The following is a 24,464-nucleotide window of genomic DNA, read 5'->3' on the forward strand; positions in this document are numbered from 1 at the left end:
TACTAATCCCAGAATAACAAGGATTAATAGCTCTTAAATTTTCATCATTTTTTATGACAAATGGGTTACATCATACCGCCCATACCACCGGGCATTTGTTGTGGATCAGCTGCAGATGCTGGTTCTGGTTTATCTGCAACAACTGCTTCAGTTGTTAATAATAAAGCTGAGACACTAGCTGCATTTTGTAATGCTGAGCGTGTCACTTTAGTTGGATCAACAATCCCAACTTCAATCATATCTTGCCATTCATTTGTTGCTGCGTTAAAACCAATACCAGGTTTTTCTGATTTTAATTTTTCAACAATAACTGAACCCTCAAGTCCAGCGTTCTTTGCAATTTGGCGTACTGGTTCTTCCAAAGCACGTTGAACAATCTTGATACCCGTTAATTCATCGCCAACTGCTTCAAGTGCAGCAACTTTACTAATAACGTTAACAAATGCAGTACCACCACCGGCAACGAATCCTTCTTCGACAGCAGCACGTGTTGCATTCAAAGCATCTTCAATACGGTATTTACGTTCCTTTAATTCTGTTTCAGTTGCAGCACCCACTTTGATGACAGCAACCCCACCAGATAATTTTGCCAAACGTTCTTGTAATTTTTCACGATCAAATTCAGACGTTGTTTCATCGATCTGTTTTTTAATCAGACCAACACGTTCTGTAATTTTAGCTTTATCACCAGAACCTTCAACAATGACTGTGTTTTCTTTTGTAATATTAACTTTACCAGCTGAACCTAATTGTTCAATTGTTGTATCCTTCAATTGTAAACCAAGTTCATCAGTAATCACTGTTGCACCAGTAACGATGGCAATATCTTCAAGCATAGCTTTACGACGATCACCAAATCCAGGTGCTTTAACTGCAACAACGTTAAATGTACCACGAATTTTATTCAATACTAATGTTGGTAAAGCTTCCCCATCAACATCATCAGCGATAATTAATAATGGGCGACCTTGTTCCACAATAGATTGTAATAATGGTAAGACTTCTTGAATATTAGAAATTTTCTTATCCGTTACTAAAATATAAGGTGTCTCTAAGTTAGCTTCCATTTTATCGTTATCAGTTACCATATATTGTGACAAGTAACCTCGATCAAATTGCATCCCTTCAACGACATCTAATGATGTATCGATACTTTTTGATTCTTCGATTGTAATAACGCCATCATTACCAACTTTTTCCATAGCGTCAGCAATTAAAGCACCAATTTCTTCATTAGCTGAAGATACAGACGCAATTTGAGCAATGTCTTCTTTTGTTTCAACTTTGTGTGATAATTCATGTAATTCAGCAACGGCTGCTTTTGTAGCAGTTTCAATACCACGACGAATCCCAACAGGGTTAGCACCTGCTGTCACATTCTTCATACCTTCAGTAACGATAGCTTGCGTTAAAACAGTAGCAGTTGTCGTTCCATCACCAGCTATATCATTCGTTTTTGAAGCAACTTCTGATACTAGTTTAGCACCCATATTTTCAAAATGGTCTTCTAGTTCAATTGCACGAGCAATTGTTACACCATCATTTGTAATAATTGGTGAGCCATATGATTCTTCTAAAACAACATTACGGCCTTTTGGTCCTAAAGTTGATTTAACGGTATTGGCTAATTGGTCAACACCTCTAAGCATTGCTGAACGAGCATCTTCAGAAAATTTTAATTCCTTTGACATAATTAATCCACCTCATCTTTAATTTAAATTTATATTAGTCTACTGTTGCAACGATATCTTTTTCATGAACGATTAAGTAGTCTCTACCTTCGAATGAAACTTCTGAGCCAGCATACTTATCAAATAAAACGGTCTCTCCAACGTTAACAGCAACAGCAATTTTTTCACCGTTATCCATCGTACGGCCTTCACCTACTGCAACAATTTTTCCTGTTTGTGGTTTTTCTTGTACGTTACTTGCTAAGACAATCCCACCCACTGTTGTTTCTTCTTCTTTTGTTACTTCTAAAATAACACGATCTGCTAATGGTTTTAACACGTTCTATCCCTCCAACACTTTTATTTAGCACTCTATCTTCCTAAGTGCTAATCACAAAATTAACTATAATCAATTTTTTAAACAATTGCAAGCATTTCAGCTCTTATTTTAATAGAATTTTTAATATGAATTGAATTCGCTAACTAGTCAATTATGCTATACTTATCTTACGAAATTATTCACTAGAAAAATGTATGACAATCTAATTACAGTTAAAGGAGTTCTCATGTCAAAATCAACTAGTAAAAATTCAATCGCTATTTTATTAGGCTATCTCGTTATCTTTATTTTACCAACAATTCTGAATCAACTATTTTCTTTAAAATCAGTTATCTATCCTGTTATGACGGCTGATTATGTTTTAGGAGCAATATTGTTAATTTGGTTAAATCATTACTTTAGCGCCAGAAATACGATAGATGGTCCCATTAAATGGTCACAAATTATTTCGTGGGGTATTCTTGGATTCATTCTAACACTAGTAATCCAAACAGTTATTCAATTAATTTCATTTACCATTTTAAAAACGACTGTTCCCTCACAAAATACAAATGAAATTATGACTATTTTTACAAAATATCCTTATTATATGTTGGCAGTCTCACTTGGTGCTCCGATTATGGAAGAACTCGTTTTTAGAAAAGTCTTCTTTGGCAATTTAGCAAGTTTCATATCACCTATTTCTGCCGCAATTCTTTCTAGTTTATTATTTAGTTTGGCACATAATGATGGCCATTTAGCTATCTATTTTTTAATTGGATTACTTTTCTGTTACCTCTACAAACGAACAGGTGACATTAAAACATCAATGATTGCTCATATTCTCATGAATAGTCTAGTACTAGTTATTCAATCGTCACTTTAAAAGAAAGGTGGAATTATTTTGATTCTGTTACAAGTACAACAAGCAGCTCGCTATTTTGGGGCAGATGTTCTTTTTGAAAATGCAAATATGGATATCAAAGACGATGCTAGAATTGCCCTAGTCGGTCGAAATGGTGCTGGAAAATCAACATTAATTAAAATGATTATTGATCAAGAGGCCACTGATGCTGGTCAAATCATTAAACATAAAGGCATGACTATCGGCTACTTAGCACAAACAACAACCGTTTCTTCAGAACGTTCGATTTGGGACGAAATGAGTCGTGTTTTTGATTATTTAAAGAAAATGGAAATTCAAATTCATACATTAGAAGCCCAAATTGCTGATCCTAAAAATGCAGAAGACTCTGAAAAGTTTGAAAAACTATTATCAACCTATGATCAAGTTTCGCATGATTTCAGTGAAAAAAATGGTTATGGTTATGAATCAGAAATCCGTTCTGTTTTACATGGCTTTAGATTTTATGAAGAAGATTTTAATCGCGATATTAGGACTCTATCTGGTGGGCAGAAGACACGTTTAGCCTTAGCAAAATTACTTTTAGAAAAACGTGATTTATTAATTTTAGATGAACCAACTAACCACTTAGATATTGAGACACTAACTTGGTTAGAAGGCTATTTGAAGACTTATACAGGGGCCCTCTTAATTGTCTCTCATGATCGTTACTTCTTAGATAAAATTGTGACAGAAGTTTATGATATGAGCCATAATGAAACAACTCACTATAATGGTAACTACTCTCAATTTATTGTAAAAAAAGAAGCTAATTTAAAACAAGAATGGAAAGTTTTCGAAAAACAACAAGATAAGATTGAAAAAATTGAAGATTTTGTTAATAAAAATATTGTTCGGGCCTCAACAACGAAACGAGCACAAAGTCGCCGTAAACAACTCGAAAAATTAGATAAAATTGATCGACCAGAAGGTGACGAAAAAGCCCCTCGTTTTAGTTTTAAATCTGCAGATGAGAGTGGTAATATCGTTTTAACTGTTTCCGGTGCAGCTGTTGGTTACGATAATAAAGTGTTGTCTGAACCCGTTTCAATTGATTTACATAAGCATCAAGTTCAAGCTATTGTTGGTCCAAACGGTGTAGGAAAATCAACTTTACTTAAAAGTATCTTAGGCCAAATTCCATTCATTCGTGGTGAAGCATTCCTTGGCGCCAATGTTCATGTTGGCTACTACGATCAGGAGCAAAATCAATTAACAGATAAAAATACTGTTTTAGATGAACTCTGGAATGATCATCCTTCAACTCCTGAAACAGATATTCGATCATTATTAGGTGGATTTCTATTTTCCGGAGATGACGTTTTAAAACGTGTCTCAAATTTAAGTGGTGGTGAAAAAGCCCGTCTTGCTTTGACCAAACTTGCAATGGACAAAGATAACTTTTTAATTTTTGATGAACCCACTAACCATTTAGACATTGATAGTAAAGAAGTCCTTGAAAAGGCGATTGCTAACTTTGATGGTACTGTCTTACTTGTTTCCCACGACCGCTACTTCATTAATAAAGTTGCAGAAAGTATCATTGAGGTTTCAAAAGAAGGCTCTACTTACTACATGGGTGATTACGATTATTATGTTGATAAAAAAGAAGAATTAGAAGCTATCGAAGCCGAAAAAGTAGCACTTGAAATTGCCTCATCTTCAGAAGCTCCTGAAGTTAAACCAACAACTAATTATCAACAAAATAAAGAAACACAAAAGGAACAACGTAAATTAACACGTGAAATTGATCGTTTAGAATCTGAATTAAGTGAGCTAGAAACTCATAAAACAGAACTTGAAGAAAAAATGTCTCAGCCTACTATTTTTAGTGATGCAGATAAACTTCAAGAGCTACAAACTGAACTACAATCTATTCAAACTGCAATAGAGACTGCAGAAACTAATTGGGAAGAAGCTAGCTTAGCTTTAGAATAAGCTAGCTTCTTTTTGTTTATTTATTGACATTTAAAGAATGAAAGCCTATTCTTTTGTTGTAATCTAAAAATAAAATATAAGTACACTAGGGGTGTTCTTTAGAAGAACTGAGATAGGTTTTTACAACCTAATCCCTTCGAACCTGTAAGCCAAAACTTGCGTAGGAAAGTGTGAAGAAGGACCCCACTCTACAATTTTTTTGTCAAAGAGTGGGGTTTTTGTGTACTCAAGAGGAGAAAGTTATGCCATTAGAACTACTCGATAAACTTCGTAAAGAGAACCCAGTAATTTTCAACATTTCTAATTACATCACGGTTCAAGACGTTGCCAATGGACTCAACGCAATTGGCGCTTCCCCTATCATGCCCAGTGCGATTGAAGAAGCAGCCGAAATGTTACAAATTTCTGCTGCTGCCACAATCAATATGGGATCATTTAAAAGTTCAGAATTACCTTACATTGAGAGGGTTAGTCAAATCGCAAACGATTTAGATATCCCACTTGTGCTAGACCCAGTTGCTGTTGCTATGCCTTACCGCCAAAAAGTAATTACAAACTTACTTGAACATTTTCATTTTAATTTTATTCGCGGTAATGCTGGTGAAATTGCTGCATTAGCTGGTGTTGAATGGCAAGCAAAAGGTATTGATGCAGGAAATGGTTCTGCAGATTTAGCAGAAATCGCAAAAATTGTAGCCAAACGGTACAATTGTACGGTTGTTCTAAGTGGTCCTACAGACTATATTTCTGATGGAAAGCGTGTTGCAACTGTGACGCAAGGTACGTCTCTTTTTCAAACACATGTTGGTTCAGGCGATATGCTTTCAAGTTTAATAGCTGCATTTGCGGCTGTCTCTAAAGATAACGAGTTCGAAGCAGCAAGAATCGCTTGCCTTATTTTTGCAACAACTGGTGAACTTGTTGCTGATGAGTTAATTACCGAAAAACCAGGTAGTTTTATTGTTAACCTATTGGATAAACTACATTTAATAACGATAAATGAACTTTCTAATCAAATAACGATGAAAGGAGACCAATAATGCCTGATTTTCCACAAGCACTTTCAATTGCTGGATCAGATAGTAGTGGTGGCGCTGGTATGCAAGCTGACTTAAAAACGATGCAAGAACGACATGTCTATGCTGCAACAGTTCTCGTCGCAATCACTGCACAAAACACACTTGGTGTACAAGACAGTCTTCCCCTCCCTACTAAAATTATTAATGAACAATTTGCCTCAATTGCAAATGATTTAGCCATTAAAGCATGCAAAACAGGGATGCTTGCCGATTCGGAACACGTTAAAGTAGTCGTTAAAAATCTTAAAAAATATCAATTTGGTCCCTTAATCGTTGACCCCGTCATGGTTGCAAAAGGTGGTGCCACACTTCTTTCTGAGGATGCTGTTATTACAATCAAGGAAGAGTTAATCCCTTTAGCCACGGTAGTAACCCCAAATATTCCAGAAGCTGAAGTCATAACTGGCTTGACTATTAATTCAAAAGAAGACATGATTGCGGCTGGAAAAAAGATTAAATTATTAGGTGCAAAAAACGTCATCATTAAAGGCGGACATTATAACTCTGAAAATATCGTAAATGACTTTGTATTATTAGAAGATAACGATTCATTCTGGATGAGTTCAAAACGTATTGATACAATTCGAACTCATGGCACTGGCGATACCCTTTCAGCCTGTATTGCAGCAGAAATTGCCAAAGGACAAGATATTAAAACGGCCATTTTAGTGTCTAAAAAATATGTTGAAGCAACAATAACCAACGGTATTATCGTTGGGCACGGGCACGGACCTTTAAATCATTGGGCCTATCGTGAGGTAACGCAAAATGAAGACATTTAATCAATCATGGTTAGCAAGTTACTTCATTGCAGGAACTCAAGACGTCGCCGATAATCAATTACTACCTACTTTAGAACGAGCGTTAAAATCAGGCATTTCTTGTTTTCAATTTAGAGAAAAAAATCCCTTAAATCCTTTAACGCGAATACAAAAAAAGACACTCGCAATTGAATGTCAGAGGTTATGCACAAAATATCAAGTTCCTTTTTTCATTGATGATGATCTACCTTTAGCACTTGAAATTCAAGCAGATGGTATTCACGTTGGCCAAAATGACCAAAAGATTCAAAATGTGATTGATCAATCGGCGGGGCAATTACTGATTGGCTTTTCTTGTCAAACACCTGAGAAAATTAAACAAGCCAATCAATTATCAGGCATCGCTTATATTGGCAGCGGCCCTGTCTTTCCTACAAAATCAAAGTCAGACGCGACTGCGCCTCTCGGAATAGCTGGCTTAAATCAATTACTATCAATTAGTCAGCTCCCGATTGTTGCAATTGGTGGTATCTCAGAAAATAATTTAGCCGAACTGGCTACTACAACTGTTTCGGGAGTTGCTGTTATTTCCTTGATTGCTAAAAGTCCGAACATTGAACAAACAGTTCAATCCATAAATCATTATTTTAAATTGGAGGACAATTAAGATGACAGAAACTAAAGAATTACGTGGTCAATTTTTACTTTGGTTAGGTGCGGCCATTTCAATTGCCGAAATTATGACGGGCATGTTACTAGCTCCACTTGGTTTTTCTAAAGGTTTCCTTGCAATTTTAATTGGTCATTTAATTGGTTGTGGTCTCTTCTTACTACCTGCTGGTTACATTGGTGCCAAAAAGCATCAGACTGCCATTCAGTCAACTAAAGTTGCTTTTGGCTCAACAGGTGTGCTCTTATTTTCACTTATAAATTTGATTCAACTAATTGGTTGGACCGCTGTTATGATCGTCAACGCAATTTCAGCAATGAATGGTATTTCAAGTTCCTTACTTAATTTTAAAAATTCAATTATTATGGGACTTGTCATAGCTATTTTGATTATCATTTGGTTATTAGTTAGCGAAAATAGTTTGTATCGAATAAATTTAATTGTTGTTAATTTATTAGTTATTGGTGCAGGTATCATGATTTTTTTGATTTTCAAAGCACCCGTTTCACATACTTCCAATGGTTTAAATATGACATTTGGGTCAGCTGTTGAATTAAATATCACCATGGCGTTATCTTGGCTACCATTAATAGGTGATTACACAAAATCAACAAAGCATCCACTTGCCATGTCTACAATTAGCTCGTTTAGCTATTTTTTTGGTAGTTTAATCATGTTTACAATTGGCTTACTTTTAACAACTAGAACCGGATTTACTGATTTCACCTCATTCTTGGCTACATCAGGTTTAGGTATAATCGCATTATTCATTATTATATTTTCAACTGTTACGACGACATTTTTAGATGTGATGTCAGCAACAATTAACATTCAGAATATCCATTCCTTTAAACATATGAAATTGATTAGCATCATTATAGTTGCACTTGGCTTAGTCATTGCGTGGGTAGTTCCTATTGATAATTATCAAAATTTCTTATATTTTATCGCATCAGTTTTTACACCCTTATATGCAATTGTTTTTGTCACCTACTTTATTATGAAAAAAACGTTGCCTTATTGGTTAAATATTATTTGGTGGTTAATGGGCATTATTGCGTACTACCAATTACAAAAATTTGATTTTATTTTTGGCACTACAATTATTATTCTATTTGGACTAGGGTTACTCGTTTATCTATCCCAATTTATTTTACCAAAAAGTCATTTTAGAAATATAAAATAACTATTTACAAAAAAATAGAGATTTAGCGTTCTCCCCGGTGTTAAACAACTGTTTAGCATTACAAGGTGAACTCTAAATCTCTATTTTAATTTTAAAATAATTAAACTATCCAATCAAATTCTAAACTAGGATCAGCATTTAAATTTAATCCTGCACGTTGACCTTTAATAAATTCAACATATCCTGCTGCACCAATCATTGCAGCATTATCACCACATAATTTAATAGGCGCCTTCACAAATTCAATATCATTCATTTTCTTCATCTCAGATTCAAGTCTTGTACGTAACCCTTTATTAGCTGCCACGCCACCGGCTAAAATTAACTGTTTAATATCATACTCATGACAGGCACGTACCGTTTTCTCAGCAAGGACATCAATCACGCTTTGTTGAAAGCTTGTTGCTAAATCAGCCCGGTCCAACTCTTCGCCTAATTGATCTGCATGATGAACTGTATTGATGAAGGCACTTTTCAACCCACTAAAACTAAAGTCATAACTATCATCCTTGATCATGGCACGCGGAAAATTAAACGTATCTTGCCCTGTATGTGCAAGTTCATCAATTTCTTTTCCTGATGGATAAGTCATCCCAAGAACACGCCCAACTTTATCATAGGCTTCACCTGCTGCGTCATCACGTGTTTCACCAATAATTTCAAATTGACCTTCTTCAGGCATATAAACTAACTCAGTATGCCCACCCGAAACGAGTAAAGCCATTGATGGATACACTATTTCAGATTCATAGCGCGCTGCAAAAATATGACCTGCCATATGGTTAACGGGAATTAAAGGTAATTCGTGCGCAAATGCAATAGCTTTAGCAGCAGAAACACCCACTAATAAAGCACCAACTAGTCCTGGTCCATAAGTAACCGCAACAGCGTCTAAATCATTATAAGTTACATTTGCTTCTGTCATAGCGTCTTTAATACAACCTGTAATTTGTTCGATATGGTGGCGGCTGGCAACTTCAGGTACAACCCCACCAAAACGTTTATGACTATTAACTTGTGTTGCAATGATATTCGACAAAATGACATGCCCATTTTCAACCACTGCGACACTAGTTTCATCACAACTTGATTCAAATGCTAAAATTAAATTTCTTTCCGTTTTATCCATTGAGACCTCTTTCAACTTAATTCATATTCCTTTATTTTAATTTAAGCAACATATCAACAGCATCTTGCCCATCTTCAATATAATAATTTTCTCGGATACCCACTTTAGTAAATCCTAGTTGGTGGTATAGATTTAAAGCCGTCTGGTTATCGCGGCGAACCTCTAAACTAACCGTTCTAAATTTCATTAAACGAGCACGCCTTGTAATAGACGTTACCAAAAAGTTTCCCATCCCTCTACCTTGGCATTCCGGTAAAACAGCAATATTCGCAATATGAACGTCTCCTGTTATTGCATCCGTTGAACAACCAATAAAGCCTAACATTTTATCTTCCTTACGTAAGACTAAATAAAGTGTTTTGCTTTTTTGGCAAATTTCGCCTTCAAATATTTTTGCGCTCCATGGTGATTTTCCACCATAAACTGCTTTTTCAATCTCAAGTAGTTCCGGAATATCAGGTACAACGGCACGCGTCATAAAATAACTTTCATTTCTAATTTGAATTCTATGATTCTGAAAAACTAATGTCCTAACAGGTTCATCTGGTCTTAATTCTGGAATAATTTGTTTCACTCGTGCTTTAAATTTTTTCAACATAGGTATTATGATCCTTATCTGAATGGGTTTCTAACCATTGCGTCTCTGCTTGCGTTAATCGCAAATAATTTGGTATAAATGTCTCCTGATCAACGGGCTCTTTATCTTTACCGATTAATCCCAAAACAAATGCCTGAGGAATATTTAAAAATGAAGCTGGAAACTGTGCCTGATCACCTAAAATATCGATAATTTGTTCTTTAAATAAATCGACATCAGTTCCAACAAAAATTTGTGGTCGATTACGCTCTTTTAATTCATTCATCCAAGTCACAAGTTCTCTATGCTGATCTGGTAATTCATTTACAAGCTCAGTATCATTTTTATACAAACCTGAGAATACGTAATTCCTACGTGCGTCAAATAACGGCACAATATCAGACTCACCATTTGTGGAAATGCCTGCAGCCAACATTGCTAAACTAGAGACACCAACTAATTCACAGTCTAATGTAAATGCAAGTGTTTTAGCTGTGGCAACACCAATCCTAAGACCTGTAAAAGATCCTGGCCCTTGTGCAACTACAATTCGGTCTAGTTCTGCCGGCTTAACACCTGCTAATTTCATGACATCAGAAATTGCTGGCATCAATGTAATACTATGATTTTTTTTTATATTTGTTGTAATTGTTGCTAATAGTGCCCTATCTTCTAAAACAGCGACACTGAGTGGTATATTCGATGTATCAATTGCTAAAATTTTCATTCATATCTTCCTTTATCTCTGCTTTGTTAACATTTTAGCACAAAAGTAGTATCACAAATTTTTTCTAAGAGAAAATTAACAAAAAAATAGGACAAATAATTGTCCTATCGTTAATAATTAATTTATTTTGAAAATCCATTTGGATGTGTCTGTTCAAAAGTCCATGCCGTTTTAATGATATCTTCCATATTTTCATACTTAGGAGCCCAACCAAGAATTTCATGTGCTTTTTCACTTGCTGCAACTAAAGTCGAGGGATCCCCTGCACGACGTGGTGCAATTTCTGCAGGGATTTCTTTACCTGTTGCACGACGAGCTGCTTCTAAGATTTCCATATTTGAAAATCCATTAGATGAACCTAGATTAAAGGCATTACTTTCATTTCCCGCAAGTAAGTAATCTAAAGCACGGATATGTGCATCTGCTAAATCAAGAACATGCACATAATCACGGACGTTTGTACCATCATTAGTATCATAATCATCCCCAAAAATTTGTAATTTTTCACGTTCTCCGTTAGCAACTTGTAAAATAATTGGAATTAAATGTGTTTCGGGATTGTGATCTTCACCGATGCTACCATCTGGTTTTGATCCAGCAACATTGAAATAACGTAATGCGACAAACTTAACACCATCTGCAACATCAGTCCAGTGCATAATTTTTTCCATGGCTAATTTACTTTCACCATATGGATTTGTTGGAATTTGAGGGTCGTCTTCATGAATTGGGACAACTTTAGGTTCACCATACGTTGCAGCTGTTGAAGAAAAGACGATTTTCTTAACACCAACTTCAGTCATGACTTCAAGTAAATGAATCATCCCTGCTGTATTATTGTCAAAATATTTTAATGGTTTTACCATTGATTCACCAACAAGAGATGAAGCCGCAAAATGAATAACTGCTTCAATATCCTCATTTTTGAAAACATTTCGCATAAAATCTTTATCTGCAATGTCTCCCTGATAAAATTTAGCCTTTTTATTAACAGCTTCTATGTGCCCTGTCACTAAGTTATCAACAACCACAACATCGCGATTATTTTCTACTAATTGATCAACAGTATGTGAACCGATGTAACCTGCGCCACCCAAAACTAAAATTGACATTTAAATTCCTCCAAATAGTTTATTTTCTTTATTATAACTTATTTTAGTAAATTTATCAGTGATTCACCCTTCTTTAGCAAATAAATAGACGGCGAAAATAAATTCGCCGTCTGGTTAGTTTCTATAAGTCACCTGTTAAAAATTGTGCTTGGCCCATACCAAAGCTCCAATCTTCATCAGTATTAGTTGTTAAATTAATCATTAAATCTTCTGGTCTCAATCCAACTTTTATTTGTAACTGTTGCATTAACTGTTGATAGAAGGCTTCTTTTTGCTCTGTTGTTCTTGGTCGCGTTGTTAAACTAAAAACCAATACTTCCTTTGTGCGCTTAAATCCAAGCCCAGTATCTAAAATTTGCATTTCATTTATTGGATGTTGAGTGACAATTTGATATCTATCACCAACTGGTGCGCCAAATGAATTAAGCATCACATCATAAGCGATATCTAAAATTTCTTTTATTTGGCCTTCAGAACGGCCTTCAATCATATCAATTTTCATCAATGGCATAGATTGAATCCTCCTATAATCGTTTACCTAATCTTTGGATTTGTTTATTATTCCCAACAATGTATAACAAAATAATTTGAATTGGAATTAAAATTAAATCTTTAATGGCACGTGCATAGATAATTGTCCAAGGTGACTGGTACATTAATACTAGCCAAAATGTATTTAACAATAAATCAATAACAACGACATTGATTAATACGGCAATAATAATTCGCGGTAACGTAAATGGTTTTTTATAAAATACAAGTCCATAGAAAAACGCACCTAAGAAAGCAGATAGCGAGAATCCCCAGAAGAAAGTACCTCCTTTACTGAATAATACTGTCCCAAGTAAATCCGATAAAACAGAACCAATACCACCCAGTAATGGACCAAACCACGCCGCTAATAGATAAGTCGCAATAAAAGTGAAACTTATCCGTAACGTTAATACCTGATACGATAATAAATTAGTTAGAATAATTTGACCAGCCAATAATAGACCCATCACCGCTATATTCTTTGCGGTTAATCTCTTTGTTAAATTTTCCATGATTCAGACATCTCCTCGTTGGAGTTGCCACATTGTGGTATGCGGCGAATGCGAGAACACAACCGCAGCTATCGCTAGCCTTCGTCCAAAAGACACATTCCGTCCTTTTGGCACTTAACGCTGTATTCTCTACCCCGAAATTTTGTATTTTACTACTTGTGTAGTATACCACTAAAAAGAAAATAACTTTGGGTGTTTCTTTTTAATTTATTTTCTTTTCACGAATCATAAAAATTAATCCCATGAGTAATCCTAATGCAGCAGGAACTATCCAACTTAAGCCAATATTAAACAGCGGTAAATAATGATTTGCAAAGGCTAACATATTTTTAGCAAAGGCTAAATTTTTAATTGAAATTGGCATCGCGTTTAGTCCATCAAAAATAGCACTAAAGAGCGTTAGAACGGTTAACCATTTGTAGATAATGCTGACTTTTAAGTCATACTTATTTAAAGTAGGTTCTAAACAGGCAGCAATCATCAATACAATGGCAAGTGGGTAAAGCAACATCAAAACTGGTGTTGACAATGTAATTAATTGATCTAACCCAACGTTGGCAATTAAACAACTAATCACACATCCCAGTGTTAAATACAATTTGTAGCTACCACGACCAATAATTTCAACACATGTTTTAGCACATGCGCTAGTCACGCCAATTGCTGTTTTAATACAAGCAACAACAATAATTGCAGCAAGAAAGAAACTTCCAAATTGACCAAAATAACGTTGAGCAACTTGAGCTAAAATAGCACCACCATTACCAGAATGTGGAAATACACCCAGACTCGTTGCTCCCAGATATGCCAAGCAAGTATAGATGACTCCCATCAAAATAACACTGATACTACCAGAATAGATAATCCCTTTAGTAATCGATTTAGGATTTGTAATACCTAAATCTTTAATTGTATCTACAATAATAATACCAAAAGCCAAACCAGCGAGTGCATCCATAGTGTAATATCCTTGCCCAAAAGCAGACATAAAAGCACCATTCTGGTAAGAACTTGTTGCGGGGAAATCTGAAAAATTACCCATTGGTTTAATAAATACAAATAACAATAAAATAGCCAATGCACATAAAAATATGGGATTTAAATACTTACCAACATAGACTAATATCTTGGTTGGTTTAACTGCCAAAAGCCAAACTATTGTGAAGAATAAAATTGAAAATAATAATAGCCAAATAGAGTGTTGGCTGGCTTTAATATGTGGTGCAATTCCGATTTCAAACGGAATTGTCGCTGACCTTGGGCCTGCAAATAGCGGTCCAATAGTTAGATAGAGCAGCATTGTGAAAATTATGCCATACGTTCGATTAACCTTAGAGGCTAAATCAAAAACTCCCCTACTTTTAGACAATCCAATAGCGATTACACCTAAAAAAGGTAACCCAACGCCAGCAATTAGAAAACCTAAATTACCTATCCACAGGTTTTGTCCGGATTGTTGACCTACAAAGACTGGAAAAATTAAATTTCCCGCACCAAAAAATAAACCGAATAACATTGAACTAATAAATAAATACTCATTCTTACTTAATTGTTTTTCTTTCATTCTCATAACCACCTTATCTGTTCATATACAGTAACAAATTCATAGTCAAAGTACAATATAATATGTATAATCTAAGTGTCAGCAAGGAGGAAAATATGAAAAAAATATTAATTTTACACACTGGTGGTACAATCGCCATGTCTGAAAATCAAGAAACAGGCGCAGTTGCACCTGGTGCAGAAAACCCTTTAAACCAAGTTGAAAATCCATTTGGTGATCGTTTTGATTTAATCACTGAAAATGTTTTTAACTTACCATCTCCACATATTGGCCCCAAAGAGATGCTAATTGTTCAAAAAAGAATTATGCGTGCATCTGAGGAAGCGATTGATGGCATTGTTATTACTCACGGTACGGATACATTAGAAGAAACTGCTTATTTTTTAGATCTTACATTACCGAACCATCTACCTGTCGTTTTAACAGGTGCAATGCGTTCTGCAAATGAAATAGGCTCAGATGGCTTACACAATTTTCAAACAGCCATCTTAACTGCAGCAAGTGATGATGCAGTTGATAAAGGGGTCTTAGTTGTTATGAATGATGAAATTCATACAGCGCGCTACGTAACAAAAACACATACCACAAATGTCGCAACTTTTAGAACACCAACATTTGGACCAATTGGTAGCATCGCTAAGGATAACGTTACCTTTTTTGCCGAATTACTAAGCCAGACTTGCTTAGCAATTGATAAAGTTGTTGACCATGTTTATTTAATTAAGGCTTATGCTGGAATGGATGCTGATTTACTTGGATTTCTTGATAATGACCAAACGAACGGTATTGTCATTGAAGCTCTTGGTGCAGGAAATCTCCCCCCACAAGTTTTAGCTAACCTTCAAAAACTAATTGATCGCGACATTCCAGTTGTGATTGTTTCACGTTGCTTTAATGGCGTGGCACAAGATGTTTACGACTACGAAGGTGGTGGCGTTCAATTGAAAAAAATGGGTGGCATCTTCTGTCGTGGCTTAAATGGTCAAAAAGCAAGAATTAAACTATTGGTTGGATTAAGTGCTGGTCTTGAAAAAGAAGAACTCTCAATTTATGTCGCAGATGCTTTATCATAAAAATATAAAAAATGCTCTGAGTAACTGGATAGACTTCCAGTTACTCAGAGCATTTTTCATTCTAACGTTTCGTCCATTCACAGTCAGCTTCACAATAAACATCATCGCCAATTTTAATCTGGTGATGTGTTGTTAAGTTATCAATAACAACGAGACTATCAATCTTATGACCATAGTGAATTTCTTTTTCATATTTAATATTCATATGTTTTAAATCATGTGACATTAAGAAGTCTTCTGACAATGAATCCAATAACCAATCAAAATATTTTGAATTGTTCACATGCTGATTTGGATCAATATCAAAGAATCGAACGTCATATGATTTTTTAGCAGCTATTGTATCTTCTTTCATGATACCAACTGGTTTCTCCAAACGTTCAATTCTTCGTGTATATTCAGCACCAAAAGGTTCAATAACTTCTGGCAATACACGAGTCATTTTACGTGTTTTATGATCCATTAAAACAAATACAGCATGAATATGTGCGCACTCATTACCTGCTTCATCATGAACCCAGAAATCTCGGTAACAGAAGAAACGATTGTATGAAACAGCCTCAGTAGTTAATGTTAAATTTTCATCAATATGTGGTATTCTCGAAATATCAATAAGGTATTGTGTAATAACCCAACCAAAGCCTAAATTTGTTAGGTCTTTTTCAGTAATTCCTAAGCTATCACTTTGGTCTGTTGAAACCAAAATAATCATGTTAATTAGCATTGCTACTGTCACACGACCACTTTTATCGCCTTCATAGTAAACCGCACGATGCAGCTCACTAAATTTATTATCTGCCAATATGTTCACTCCTTAAATCTGATGATACAGATTATAAACTTCTTGTTTTTTCATCTCTTGTTTCTTAGCAATCTCTTTTATCGCATCATTAGTTTTCATACCTGTTTCAATCAAATAATCAACTTGTTCTTCAATTGACATATTAGCCAGATGATCAACTTCCGTTGCTTCTGGCGAATCGTTTCCTTCAACAATTACACAAAATTCTCCACGGACTTGCTCTGAGCCAGCCCATTCAATAGCATCGTCCAGTGTTCCACGCAAAAATTCCTCATAACGTTTGGTTAATTCTCGGCATAGTACAACTTTACGCTGGCCACCAAGGCTGGCAGCTATTTGTGTTAATGTTTTTTTCAGGCGATGTGGTGCTTCATAAAAAATAAGCGTCATTGTTTGATTTTTTAACTCAGCTAATTCTTCTTTTTGACTCTTAGGTTTTCGCGATAAAAAACCATAGAATAAGAACGGTTGTGGCGCTAATCCAGAAGCTATTAATGCAGTGATTCCGGCATTTGCCCCAGGAAGTGGCACAACTGGAATCTTGGCTTCAATACACGCTTTAACAAGATCATGCCCAGGGTCACTAATTGATGGCATTCCTGCATCACTAACTTGTGCGATTGATTGACCAGCCAATATTTTATCAACAAATTGCGGAATACGTTCTTGCGTATTATGTTCATGAAAACTCAATTGACTTGTTTCAATCTCAAAATGATTTAATAATTTTTGTGTGTTCCGTGTATCTTCGGCTGCTATGTAGTCAACCTCTTTTAAAATATCAATCGCTCTAAACGTCATATCAGATAAATTACCAATTGGTGTCGGTACTAAATATAATGACCCAGTTGTCCCTTTACCTTGAAAACTGCTTTGTGCTGCTATTTCGCTCATACTTCGCGCTCCCCATAAATTAAATCTAAACAGAAAGCACAAGGTTCATCATCGACTCGACGTGATCCGTACATCCCTTCAATATTGCAAACATGAAAACCTTGATCATATAGTTTTTCTAAATTTTGACGTGATTTTGACAGATTTGCATCGGAAGATTCATTAAAATCCTTAGACGTTTGTCGCTCTATTTCACTTAATCGTTCTCTTAAATGTTGGTTTTCAATCTCCAATTCAGCATTATTCTCAAGAACACCAGTCATATCGGATTTTATTGTTTCAAAACTCGATAACATTTTTTTCATTTCTTCCTCGATAGCTATAAAATTATCATATAGTTGACGCTTATCCACAAAATCACCTTCATTTCATATTTTATAAGTCTATTAATTTTAACGTTGTTACTTCAATTGCACTTTGAAATGTCATATTTATTTGGAGCATCGCTTTAATTTGTAAACAACCATCTAATATAGCAATTAACTTTTTATCACTAATCATCTGGGTTACTTTACCAATCTCAGTTAAGCGATTAGAAAAACTCACTTGTTCTTTACGATCATAACGGACAAGTAAACAATCACGCGCTAATAGTACCATTAAATCAACCATCAATACCTGTTGTTGTTTTTCTTTTGCGAATGGGACCAATTTTGTTTGTACCAAAATAAAACTTTCGGCATCATTTTTCAATAATCTGCTGAACCAATTCCAAACTTGATTTGTCATTTCAGTAAAATTTTCATCTTGTGCTAACGCTACAGCATGGCTTGTACTCTCAGTTACATGAACAAGTAACTGAGCCTGATCTTTCAAGATATCTTGATTTAATAAATTTTGAATCAATTTTTCTTGAGAGAGTGCGACAAAATTAACCAGTTGGCACCGTGATTGGATAGTTGGCAAAATTTGATTTTTATTTTCTGTTAATAAGAAAGCTTTCACATTTCCAACAGGCTCTTCTAAAAATTTAAGTAAACTGTTCGCAGCACTAGCTGTCATACTCTCAGCTTTTTCAATTATAAAAATCTTTTGGCTACCTTCAACACCACTTTTTGAAAATTCTGATTTCAAAAACCGAATTTGATCAACTTTAATTGACTGACCTTCGGGCTTAACACTCACGATATCAGGGTGATTACCCGACAGAATTCGTTGGCATTCTCCACATACACCACAAGGTTTTTGATCCTCGTTAGCAGTACAAAAGAGTCGCATTGCAATCCATTGTGCTAATTCAACCTTACCAATACCTTCTGGTCCGGAAAATAGATAAGCATGGGCTAATTTATTTGTTGTTATCAATTTTTCAAAATGTTCAATTAATTTGGGCTGTAATTCTTGAATTTTAATATTACTGGTTTCATCAGCTAATTCTGCCATTACTATTTACTCCTAAAATTGATGAAACTCTTCTACTGGTAAGACAAATACTGTTGCGCCACCAACTTGGACTTCTAATGGAAATGGTACTTGTGCATCCATTGAAACATCTAAATTAACAGGAGGTGCCATAAATTGTTCACGCGTTGATGATGTCTCTTTAATGATTTGTAACACCTCATCAACACGTTCATCTTCAATACCAATTAAAAAGGTTGTATTACCAGACTTTAAAAAACCACCAGTTGTTGATAGTTTTGTTGCACGAACATTTGAATCTATAAATATATTGCTTAGTCGGTTACTATCTTTATCTTGGACAATCGCTGTAATTAATTTCATTTGAATTCCCTCATTTCATTTATTTAAAAGACTCGGGTAATTTTTTCTTCAGAACGTCAATACAATCATCAATTACTTTATCCAACGGTTGTGCCGCATTAATGGTTATAATACGTTCTGGATTTTTTACTGCTAATTGTTGGTATGCTTTGCGTACTTTTTGATGGAACTCTAACTTTTCATCATCTAAACGATTTATTTCATTTTGACGATGCTCAAAAATTCGTTTTAATCCAATTTCTGATGGTACGTCAAAGTATAAAGTTAAATCAGGTTCTGTTCCATTTGTTGCAAATAGGTTCATATCAGCAACCGCTTGCGTTCCGATATCTCTACCAGCGCCTTGGTAAGCAATTGAACTATCAACATAACGATCACATATAACAATTTTATCTTCCTTAAGTGCTGGCAAAATTATTTCTGCGATATGTTGACGTCTTGATGCTGCAAATAATAATGCTTCAGTTCGTTTATCCATCTCTGGATAATCTTGATTTAAGACAACTTCACGAATGGCTTCAGATATCGGACTTCCACCTGGTTCACGTGTTATAACTAATTCTTTTACCAAATTATTTTGTATCTTTTTTATAATACCTTTTAAAGCACTTGTTTTACCGGACCCATCTGGCCCTTCAATCGTTATAAATTTTCCAGTCACATTAACGACCCCAATACTTATTATTATTGTACTTGAATCTTAAAAACCTGTCCATAAGATAAACCTACTATTAGTATACTATCTCTTATTTAATAAATCTAATCAGTAATTCACAAAAAAACGCCAAGACAAGTTAGGCGAATTGTCTCAACGTTCTTTCTAATTTAATGTGTAATTACTGAAGCTTGCATATGCCCTTTAACTGCACGAACACGCGCTTCATTATAGAGAAAGAAATATCTTTTTCTTGCCATCTGTGTTTCATTAATTAATTCTTCATCAACTTCGTAAATAGCCTCTTCAGTTTGTTTTGCCTGATCCCAGGCTAATTTAGCGAGATCAATTGACTCTAGCAACTTAGCGTCATATTCTTTACGTAATTTAAGTTTTGTTTTTTTATTAAACATTACACCGTCAGCTCATTTCTATATTTCAGTACGTCCTTCAATCGCTTTGAACAACGTCATTTCATCTGCGTACTCAATATCGCTGCCTACAGATAGTCCATGGGCCAATCTTGTCACTTTAATGCCAGCCGGTTTAATCAATCTCGATAAATACATTGACGTTGCTTCACCTTCTGGCGTTGCATTTGTCGCAATAATAACTTCCTGCATATCGGGATGCGATTGAAGACGTGTTAATAAACTTGTGATATTAATATCTTCAGGTCCTTTACCTTCAATTGGTGATAATACACCATGAAGCACGTGATACAAGCCGTGATACTCTTTCATTTTTTCTAAAGACATCACATCTTTAGGTTCTTCTACAACAATAACTTTTGTTTGATCACGTGATGAATCAGAACAAATCTGACAAGGATCTTCTTCAGTAATATTGCCACAGATACTACAATAATGTAGGTCTCGTTTGGCAGATATCAGTGATTTAGCAAAATCGGTGACATCATCTTCATCCATATCAATTGTAAAAAAAGCTAATCTTGTAGCAGTTTTACCACCAATACCTGGTAATTTCATATAACTTTCAATCAATTTTGCGATAGGTTCAGGATATTGCATTTTCTTTAGCCTTCTTTAATTTTAAGTTTATAGTCCAGGCATCCCTTGAGAATATTTACCCAATTTATCAGTTGTTGTTTTTTCAATTTTTGTCATAGCATCATTAACAGCCATAATAATTAAATCTTGTAACATATCAACATCATCAGGATCGACCGCCTCTTCTTTAATCATAATATCAGTCATTTTTTTGTCCCCTGTAAAGGTTACCTTAACTAAATCATTTGAAGCCTCACCAACGAATTCAGTTGCATTCAAAGCCTCTTGGTCCTTTGTCATATCCTTTTGTAATTTTTGCATTTGTTTCATCATACCTTGCATATTACCATTTCCACGCATCATTATTAATTACTTCCTTTCTAATCCTGTTTAATTTCTATATTTTCTGTTCCAAAAATTTCTTCAGCTTTTGAAACAATTGGTTCTACAACTTCAGGTTCTGGCTCAATAATTGTTTCGGTTCCCTCGTGCTCATTTTGTTTAATGTAAGATTTTCGGACTTCTGGCCATTGTTCTGCTGTAATGCAGACCACCTTGGGGACATGATGTAATAATCGATCTAACCCATTACCTAAAGCATCGAGTAATTCTGTATCACTTGAAGCTTTGACAGACAAAAATTCGTAATTAAAACTAACAAGTACACTATCAGGACTAGCCGCAACCGGTTCACTAGCTTGCATAATCGCACGTTGTGTAACTGATAGTTGCTGCAACAACTCTGGCCAAACCTGTTTTAATTGTACCAAACTTTCTTTTGTTGCGTGATCTAAAATAGGATAAATTTGAGATAAATTTAATGTTGCTTTTTTTTGAGTAGAGGCAACTTTTTTAGGCTTAGCTATTACTGCCACTTGCGGTTGATTATCATTCTGACTTGAAAAATCAATTATTTGCTTTTTCAAGTCTTCAACTGTTTTTGTTAAATTATTAATTTGTTCAGATGCATCTGAACTTAATTCTGATTGAATCGTCTCCGTAGTCGTATCAGAGGTATTAAATTGTGATAATCGAATTGTTAACACTTCTAAATAAACATCTGGATGTGTCGTAAATCGCATTTGTTGTTGAATCTCGTTTAAAACGTTTATCATTTGGTATAAGAAATCAGCAGAAATAGTCTGTGATAATTTTTTAAAATCATCATTAACCATCCCTAATTCTAGTTGATTAATGAGTGCTGGTGCTTGCTGATATAATAGTAAATCACGACTATAGGCAATTAAATCTTCGATTAATCTAGTTGAATCTTTACCTTCGTCTATAATTGCTTGTATCGTTTCTAATGCCTCAGTAGTCGCTTTTTGACTAACTTCCGTGACGTAATTCTGTATTTTATCCTGTGTTACACTACCGGTTACTAGCAAAGCATTATCTAAAGTCACCTTGTTATCACCGAATGAAATGACCTGATCTAAAATACTTAAAGCATCCCGCATTCCACCTTCAGCTGCTTTAGCAATAACTTTAAGCGCTGGTTCTTCATATTCAATTCCTTTTTCTGTCAAAATATAAACCATTCGTTCATAACTGTCAGCTGGCGTAATACGCTTGAAATCAAATTTCTGAGTTCTGGAAATAATGGTCGCTGGAATTTTATGTGGTTCCGTTGTGGCAAGAATAAAAATAACATTTTCAGGTGGTTCTTCAAGCGTCTTCAACAGTGCATTAAAAGCACCCGTAGATAACATATGAACTTCATCAATAATATAGATTTTAAAATCAGCTTGTGTGGGTGCGTACTTTACTTTGTCACGGATATCACGAATTTCTTCAACCCCATTATTAGAAGCGGCATCAATTTCGATAACATCGTTTAATTGACCATTCGTAATAGCGATACATGTCTCACATTTGTTACATGGTTCGCCATTTTCCTGGAAGTGACAATTAACTGCCTTAGCAAAAATTTTAGCTGCGGACGTTTTACCTGTTCCACGTGGACCATTAAAAATGTATGCATGACTTGTTTGCTGTGTCATAATTGCATTTTTCAACGTCTGCGTAATCATGTTTTGTCCAACTAAATCAGTAAATTTTTGCGGACGCCAGACACGGTATAAAGCTTGGTAACTCATCACAATCTCTCCTTTCAAAATCTATAAATAGCTTTTTAAATAAAAAAATCTCTCAGCCATTTCTGACTAAGAGTCTTAAATAATCATAATTACTTAAGGCACAAAGTGAATCAAACTTAGTGCTGCTTCCTTCCGGATCTGACACAATTCGTAAGCACACTATTGCCTTAAGGCCTTGCGGCAATTATTATAATACATTAAATTCCAACAAAAAGCTACCTTTATGATTGCTTTTTTTCTTTTCTTTTACGTCGAACTTCTCTAAAGAATGATTGGAGCAGGTCTTTAGCTTCATCTAATAATAATCCAGATTCTACTTTTGCTTGATGATTAAATCGTTCATCCGTTAATAAGTTCCCAATGCTACCTGCAGTTCCTGCTTTAGGATCAAATGCACCAAAGTAAACTTCTGGGATTCTTGAATTAATAATCGCACCACTACACATTGGGCATGGTTCTAATGTTACGAATAATTGCGCATCTACAAGACGCCAGCTATGAATCGTAGCACAGGCTTCTTGGATGGCTAAAATTTCAGCGTGTAGGGTTGCATCTTGCACGTGTTCCCGAATATTATGGCCTCGTCCGATAATCTCACCATTTTGGACAACAACACAGCCAATTGGTACTTCACCAATAATTTTTGCATTTCTTGCTTCATACAAAGCTTCACGCATAAAAAATTCTTTTTGTTCTTCAGTTAATTTTTCTACCATTTACTTCACACTCATTAAAATATAGTAACCTTTATCTTTTAAAATAATGTCACAATTACCAAAAACTTCAGTCATTCTTTTTTGAGCCGAACTTGCTCCTTGTTTCTTTTGTAATACAGCAAACAATTGTCCGCCAACTTTTAAATGGTCGAATGCGCCGCTTAAAATTTCATGAACAACCTCTTTACCTGCTCTAATAGGTGGATTTGTAAGAATTGCAGCATAATCCGTCTTTGTTACATGACTGTATGCGGCAGATTCAAAAACTTCTATATTAGTAATTTTATTGATTACCGCGTTCTTCTTTGCTAATTCTAATGCTAATTCATTTACGTCTGTCATATCTATTTTTCGTTCAGGTTGACTCTTGGCTATAGCAAGACCTATTGGACCGTACCCACATCCAACATCTAAAATATTTCCCGGAATTATTTCTTGTTGCTCAACTGCATCTAATAAAACTCTTGAACCAAAATCGACTGTTTTTTTTGAAAACACACCATTATCTGTGGTAAACTTAAATTCGTTGTTCAACAGTTTAAATGTCCATTCTTTTTCATCATGAATAACATCTGGATTTTTCGTAAAATAATAGTTCGTCATATTTTTACCTACTTTCTCAATAGTTTCTATAATACGGAGAAAATCGAATTTTCGCAATCAAAATTTAATATAAACAATCCAAGACCTTGAACACTACATCTTGTGTGATGCAACTTAAAATCACACTAAATGTGGTGTTTTTTTCAATTGATTTTTAGTTTGTGTGCTGTATACTTATCTTACTTAACAAAATAACAGAGGAGGA

Annotated in this window: 28 protein-coding genes, 1 other RNA gene and 2 riboswitches; of the genes, 7 read left to right on the top strand and 22 right to left on the bottom strand. The window is 35.0% G+C overall.

The features are described from left to right. Nucleotides 1-65: 65 nt before the first annotated feature. Together groL and groES are read right to left on the bottom strand one after the other, a co-directional pair. Complete coding sequence (gene groL / locus ACE83Q_RS04245; RefSeq protein WP_409021497.1) at nt 66-1,691, bottom strand: chaperonin GroEL; 1,626 nt, start codon at nt 1,689-1,691, stop codon at nt 66-68. 34 nt (nt 1,692-1,725) lie between these two features. Continuing rightward, on the bottom strand, nt 1,726-2,010 hold the full coding sequence (gene groES, locus ACE83Q_RS04250; RefSeq protein WP_409021498.1) for a co-chaperone GroES: 285 nt from the start codon (nt 2,008-2,010) through the stop codon (nt 1,726-1,728). Nucleotides 2,011-2,236: 226 nt separating this feature from the next. Between groES and ACE83Q_RS04255 the strand changes: the two genes are divergently transcribed. The 6 genes from ACE83Q_RS04255 to cytX all read left to right on the top strand — a co-directional run bounded on the left by ACE83Q_RS04255 (nt 2,237) and on the right by cytX (nt 8,527). After that, nucleotides 2,237-2,875, top strand: coding sequence for a lysostaphin resistance A-like protein (locus ACE83Q_RS04255; protein ID WP_409021499.1), 639 nt, complete (start codon nt 2,237-2,239; stop codon nt 2,873-2,875). 18 nt (nt 2,876-2,893) lie between these two features. Next, nucleotides 2,894-4,831 carry an ABC-F family ATP-binding cassette domain-containing protein gene (locus ACE83Q_RS04260; protein WP_409021500.1) on the top strand — a complete coding sequence of 646 codons (1,938 nt, stop codon included), beginning with the start codon at nt 2,894-2,896 and terminating at the stop codon, nt 4,829-4,831. 77 nt (nt 4,832-4,908) lie between these two features. Beyond that, a riboswitch (TPP riboswitch) is annotated at nt 4,909-5,015 on the top strand. Nucleotides 5,016-5,073: 58 nt separating this feature from the next. After that, nucleotides 5,074-5,871: a hydroxyethylthiazole kinase gene (thiM, locus tag ACE83Q_RS04265; RefSeq protein WP_409021502.1), complete on the top strand. Its 798-nt coding sequence runs from the start codon at nt 5,074-5,076 to the stop codon at nt 5,869-5,871. After that, complete coding sequence (thiD, locus tag ACE83Q_RS04270) at nt 5,871-6,692, top strand: bifunctional hydroxymethylpyrimidine kinase/phosphomethylpyrimidine kinase (protein ID WP_409021504.1); 822 nt, start codon at nt 5,871-5,873, stop codon at nt 6,690-6,692. Before thiM ends, thiD begins: the two co-directional genes overlap by 1 nt. After that, nucleotides 6,679-7,338: a thiamine phosphate synthase gene (gene thiE, locus ACE83Q_RS04275; RefSeq protein ID WP_409021505.1), complete on the top strand. Its 660-nt coding sequence runs from the start codon at nt 6,679-6,681 to the stop codon at nt 7,336-7,338. The genes thiD and thiE overlap by 14 nt, the downstream gene beginning before the upstream one ends. 1 nt (nt 7,339) lies before the next feature. After that, on the top strand, nt 7,340-8,527 hold the full coding sequence (gene cytX, locus ACE83Q_RS04280) for a putative hydroxymethylpyrimidine transporter CytX (RefSeq protein ID WP_409021506.1): 1,188 nt from the start codon (nt 7,340-7,342) through the stop codon (nt 8,525-8,527). A 100-nt stretch (nt 8,528-8,627) separates the two neighbouring features. Here cytX and tsaD read toward each other — a convergent pair whose 3' ends face one another. The 7 genes from tsaD to brnQ all read right to left on the bottom strand — a co-directional run bounded on the left by tsaD (nt 8,628) and on the right by brnQ (nt 14,682). Further along, nucleotides 8,628-9,656, bottom strand: a complete 1,029-nt coding sequence (tsaD, locus tag ACE83Q_RS04285) for a tRNA (adenosine(37)-N6)-threonylcarbamoyltransferase complex transferase subunit TsaD (RefSeq protein WP_409021507.1) — start codon at nt 9,654-9,656, stop codon at nt 8,628-8,630. A 31-nt stretch (nt 9,657-9,687) separates the two neighbouring features. After that, nucleotides 9,688-10,254, bottom strand: a complete 567-nt coding sequence (rimI, locus tag ACE83Q_RS04290) for a ribosomal protein S18-alanine N-acetyltransferase (RefSeq protein ID WP_409021508.1) — start codon at nt 10,252-10,254, stop codon at nt 9,688-9,690. Continuing rightward, nucleotides 10,238-10,960 (bottom strand): tRNA (adenosine(37)-N6)-threonylcarbamoyltransferase complex dimerization subunit type 1 TsaB, encoded by a 723-nt coding sequence (tsaB, locus tag ACE83Q_RS04295; protein ID WP_409021509.1) that lies wholly within the window; start codon nt 10,958-10,960, stop codon nt 10,238-10,240. Before tsaB ends, rimI begins: the two co-directional genes overlap by 17 nt. Nucleotides 10,961-11,082: 122 nt before the next feature. Then, complete coding sequence (galE, locus tag ACE83Q_RS04300; RefSeq protein ID WP_409021510.1) at nt 11,083-12,072, bottom strand: UDP-glucose 4-epimerase GalE; 990 nt, start codon at nt 12,070-12,072, stop codon at nt 11,083-11,085. Nucleotides 12,073-12,193: 121 nt separating this feature from the next. Beyond that, nucleotides 12,194-12,583 (bottom strand): tautomerase family protein, encoded by a 390-nt coding sequence (locus tag ACE83Q_RS04305; RefSeq protein ID WP_409021511.1) that lies wholly within the window; start codon nt 12,581-12,583, stop codon nt 12,194-12,196. Between the two features lie 13 nt (nt 12,584-12,596). Beyond that, nucleotides 12,597-13,118, bottom strand: coding sequence for a folate family ECF transporter S component (locus ACE83Q_RS04310; RefSeq protein ID WP_409021512.1), 522 nt, complete (start codon nt 13,116-13,118; stop codon nt 12,597-12,599). Nucleotides 13,119-13,158: 40 nt separating this feature from the next. Continuing rightward, a riboswitch (THF riboswitch) is annotated at nt 13,159-13,257 on the bottom strand. A gap of 63 nt (nt 13,258-13,320) precedes the next feature. Next, a complete protein-coding gene (brnQ, locus tag ACE83Q_RS04315; RefSeq protein ID WP_409021513.1) occupies nt 13,321-14,682 on the bottom strand; it encodes a branched-chain amino acid transport system II carrier protein in 1,362 nt (453 codons plus the stop codon). Between the two features lie 95 nt (nt 14,683-14,777). Between brnQ and ACE83Q_RS04320 the strand changes: the two genes are divergently transcribed. After that, nucleotides 14,778-15,755, top strand: a complete 978-nt coding sequence (locus ACE83Q_RS04320) for an asparaginase (RefSeq protein WP_409021514.1) — start codon at nt 14,778-14,780, stop codon at nt 15,753-15,755. Between the two features lie 61 nt (nt 15,756-15,816). Here ACE83Q_RS04320 and ACE83Q_RS04325 read toward each other — a convergent pair whose 3' ends face one another. The 13 genes from ACE83Q_RS04325 to ACE83Q_RS04385 all read right to left on the bottom strand — a co-directional run bounded on the left by ACE83Q_RS04325 (nt 15,817) and on the right by ACE83Q_RS04385 (nt 24,259). Then, nucleotides 15,817-16,557, bottom strand: a complete 741-nt coding sequence (locus ACE83Q_RS04325) for an acyl-[acyl-carrier-protein] thioesterase (protein WP_409021515.1) — start codon at nt 16,555-16,557, stop codon at nt 15,817-15,819. A 12-nt stretch (nt 16,558-16,569) separates the two neighbouring features. Continuing rightward, nucleotides 16,570-17,451, bottom strand: coding sequence for a 16S rRNA (cytidine(1402)-2'-O)-methyltransferase (rsmI, locus tag ACE83Q_RS04330; protein ID WP_409021516.1), 882 nt, complete (start codon nt 17,449-17,451; stop codon nt 16,570-16,572). After that, on the bottom strand, nt 17,448-17,804 hold the full coding sequence (locus ACE83Q_RS04335) for a DNA replication initiation control protein YabA (RefSeq protein WP_409021517.1): 357 nt from the start codon (nt 17,802-17,804) through the stop codon (nt 17,448-17,450). The genes rsmI and ACE83Q_RS04335 overlap by 4 nt, the downstream gene beginning before the upstream one ends. 22 nt (nt 17,805-17,826) lie before the next feature. Further along, nucleotides 17,827-18,834 carry a DNA polymerase III subunit delta' gene (gene holB, locus ACE83Q_RS04340; protein WP_409021518.1) on the bottom strand — a complete coding sequence of 336 codons (1,008 nt, stop codon included), beginning with the start codon at nt 18,832-18,834 and terminating at the stop codon, nt 17,827-17,829. Nucleotides 18,835-18,846: 12 nt separating this feature from the next. Next, nucleotides 18,847-19,176 (bottom strand): cyclic-di-AMP receptor, encoded by a 330-nt coding sequence (locus tag ACE83Q_RS04345; protein WP_409021519.1) that lies wholly within the window; start codon nt 19,174-19,176, stop codon nt 18,847-18,849. 19 nt (nt 19,177-19,195) lie between these two features. Then, a complete protein-coding gene (gene tmk, locus ACE83Q_RS04350; RefSeq protein WP_409021520.1) occupies nt 19,196-19,837 on the bottom strand; it encodes a dTMP kinase in 642 nt (213 codons plus the stop codon). Between the two features lie 164 nt (nt 19,838-20,001). Continuing rightward, nucleotides 20,002-20,244, bottom strand: coding sequence for a YaaL family protein (locus ACE83Q_RS04355; protein ID WP_409021521.1), 243 nt, complete (start codon nt 20,242-20,244; stop codon nt 20,002-20,004). A gap of 18 nt (nt 20,245-20,262) precedes the next feature. After that, complete coding sequence (gene recR, locus ACE83Q_RS04360) at nt 20,263-20,862, bottom strand: recombination mediator RecR (RefSeq protein ID WP_409021522.1); 600 nt, start codon at nt 20,860-20,862, stop codon at nt 20,263-20,265. Nucleotides 20,863-20,889: 27 nt separating this feature from the next. Then, nucleotides 20,890-21,204, bottom strand: a complete 315-nt coding sequence (locus ACE83Q_RS04365; RefSeq protein WP_409021523.1) for a YbaB/EbfC family nucleoid-associated protein — start codon at nt 21,202-21,204, stop codon at nt 20,890-20,892. Nucleotides 21,205-21,221: 17 nt separating this feature from the next. Next, nucleotides 21,222-22,940, bottom strand: coding sequence for a DNA polymerase III subunit gamma/tau (gene dnaX, locus ACE83Q_RS04370; protein ID WP_409021524.1), 1,719 nt, complete (start codon nt 22,938-22,940; stop codon nt 21,222-21,224). A gap of 87 nt (nt 22,941-23,027) precedes the next feature. Continuing rightward, an RNA gene (gene ffs, locus ACE83Q_RS04375) (signal recognition particle sRNA small type) lies at nt 23,028-23,114 on the bottom strand. Nucleotides 23,115-23,161: 47 nt separating this feature from the next. After that, the gene (gene tadA, locus ACE83Q_RS04380; RefSeq protein ID WP_409021525.1) at nt 23,162-23,656 is read right to left on the bottom strand and encodes a tRNA adenosine(34) deaminase TadA; all 495 of its coding nucleotides are present in this window, start codon (nt 23,654-23,656) and stop codon (nt 23,162-23,164) included. Continuing rightward, nucleotides 23,657-24,259, bottom strand: coding sequence for a class I SAM-dependent methyltransferase (locus tag ACE83Q_RS04385; RefSeq protein WP_409021526.1), 603 nt, complete (start codon nt 24,257-24,259; stop codon nt 23,657-23,659). It lies immediately after the preceding gene. Nucleotides 24,260-24,464 lie beyond the last annotated feature (205 nt).

This window comes from Dellaglioa kimchii (assembly GCF_046115505.1).
GTDB lineage: Bacteria > Bacillota > Bacilli > Lactobacillales > Lactobacillaceae > Dellaglioa > Dellaglioa kimchii.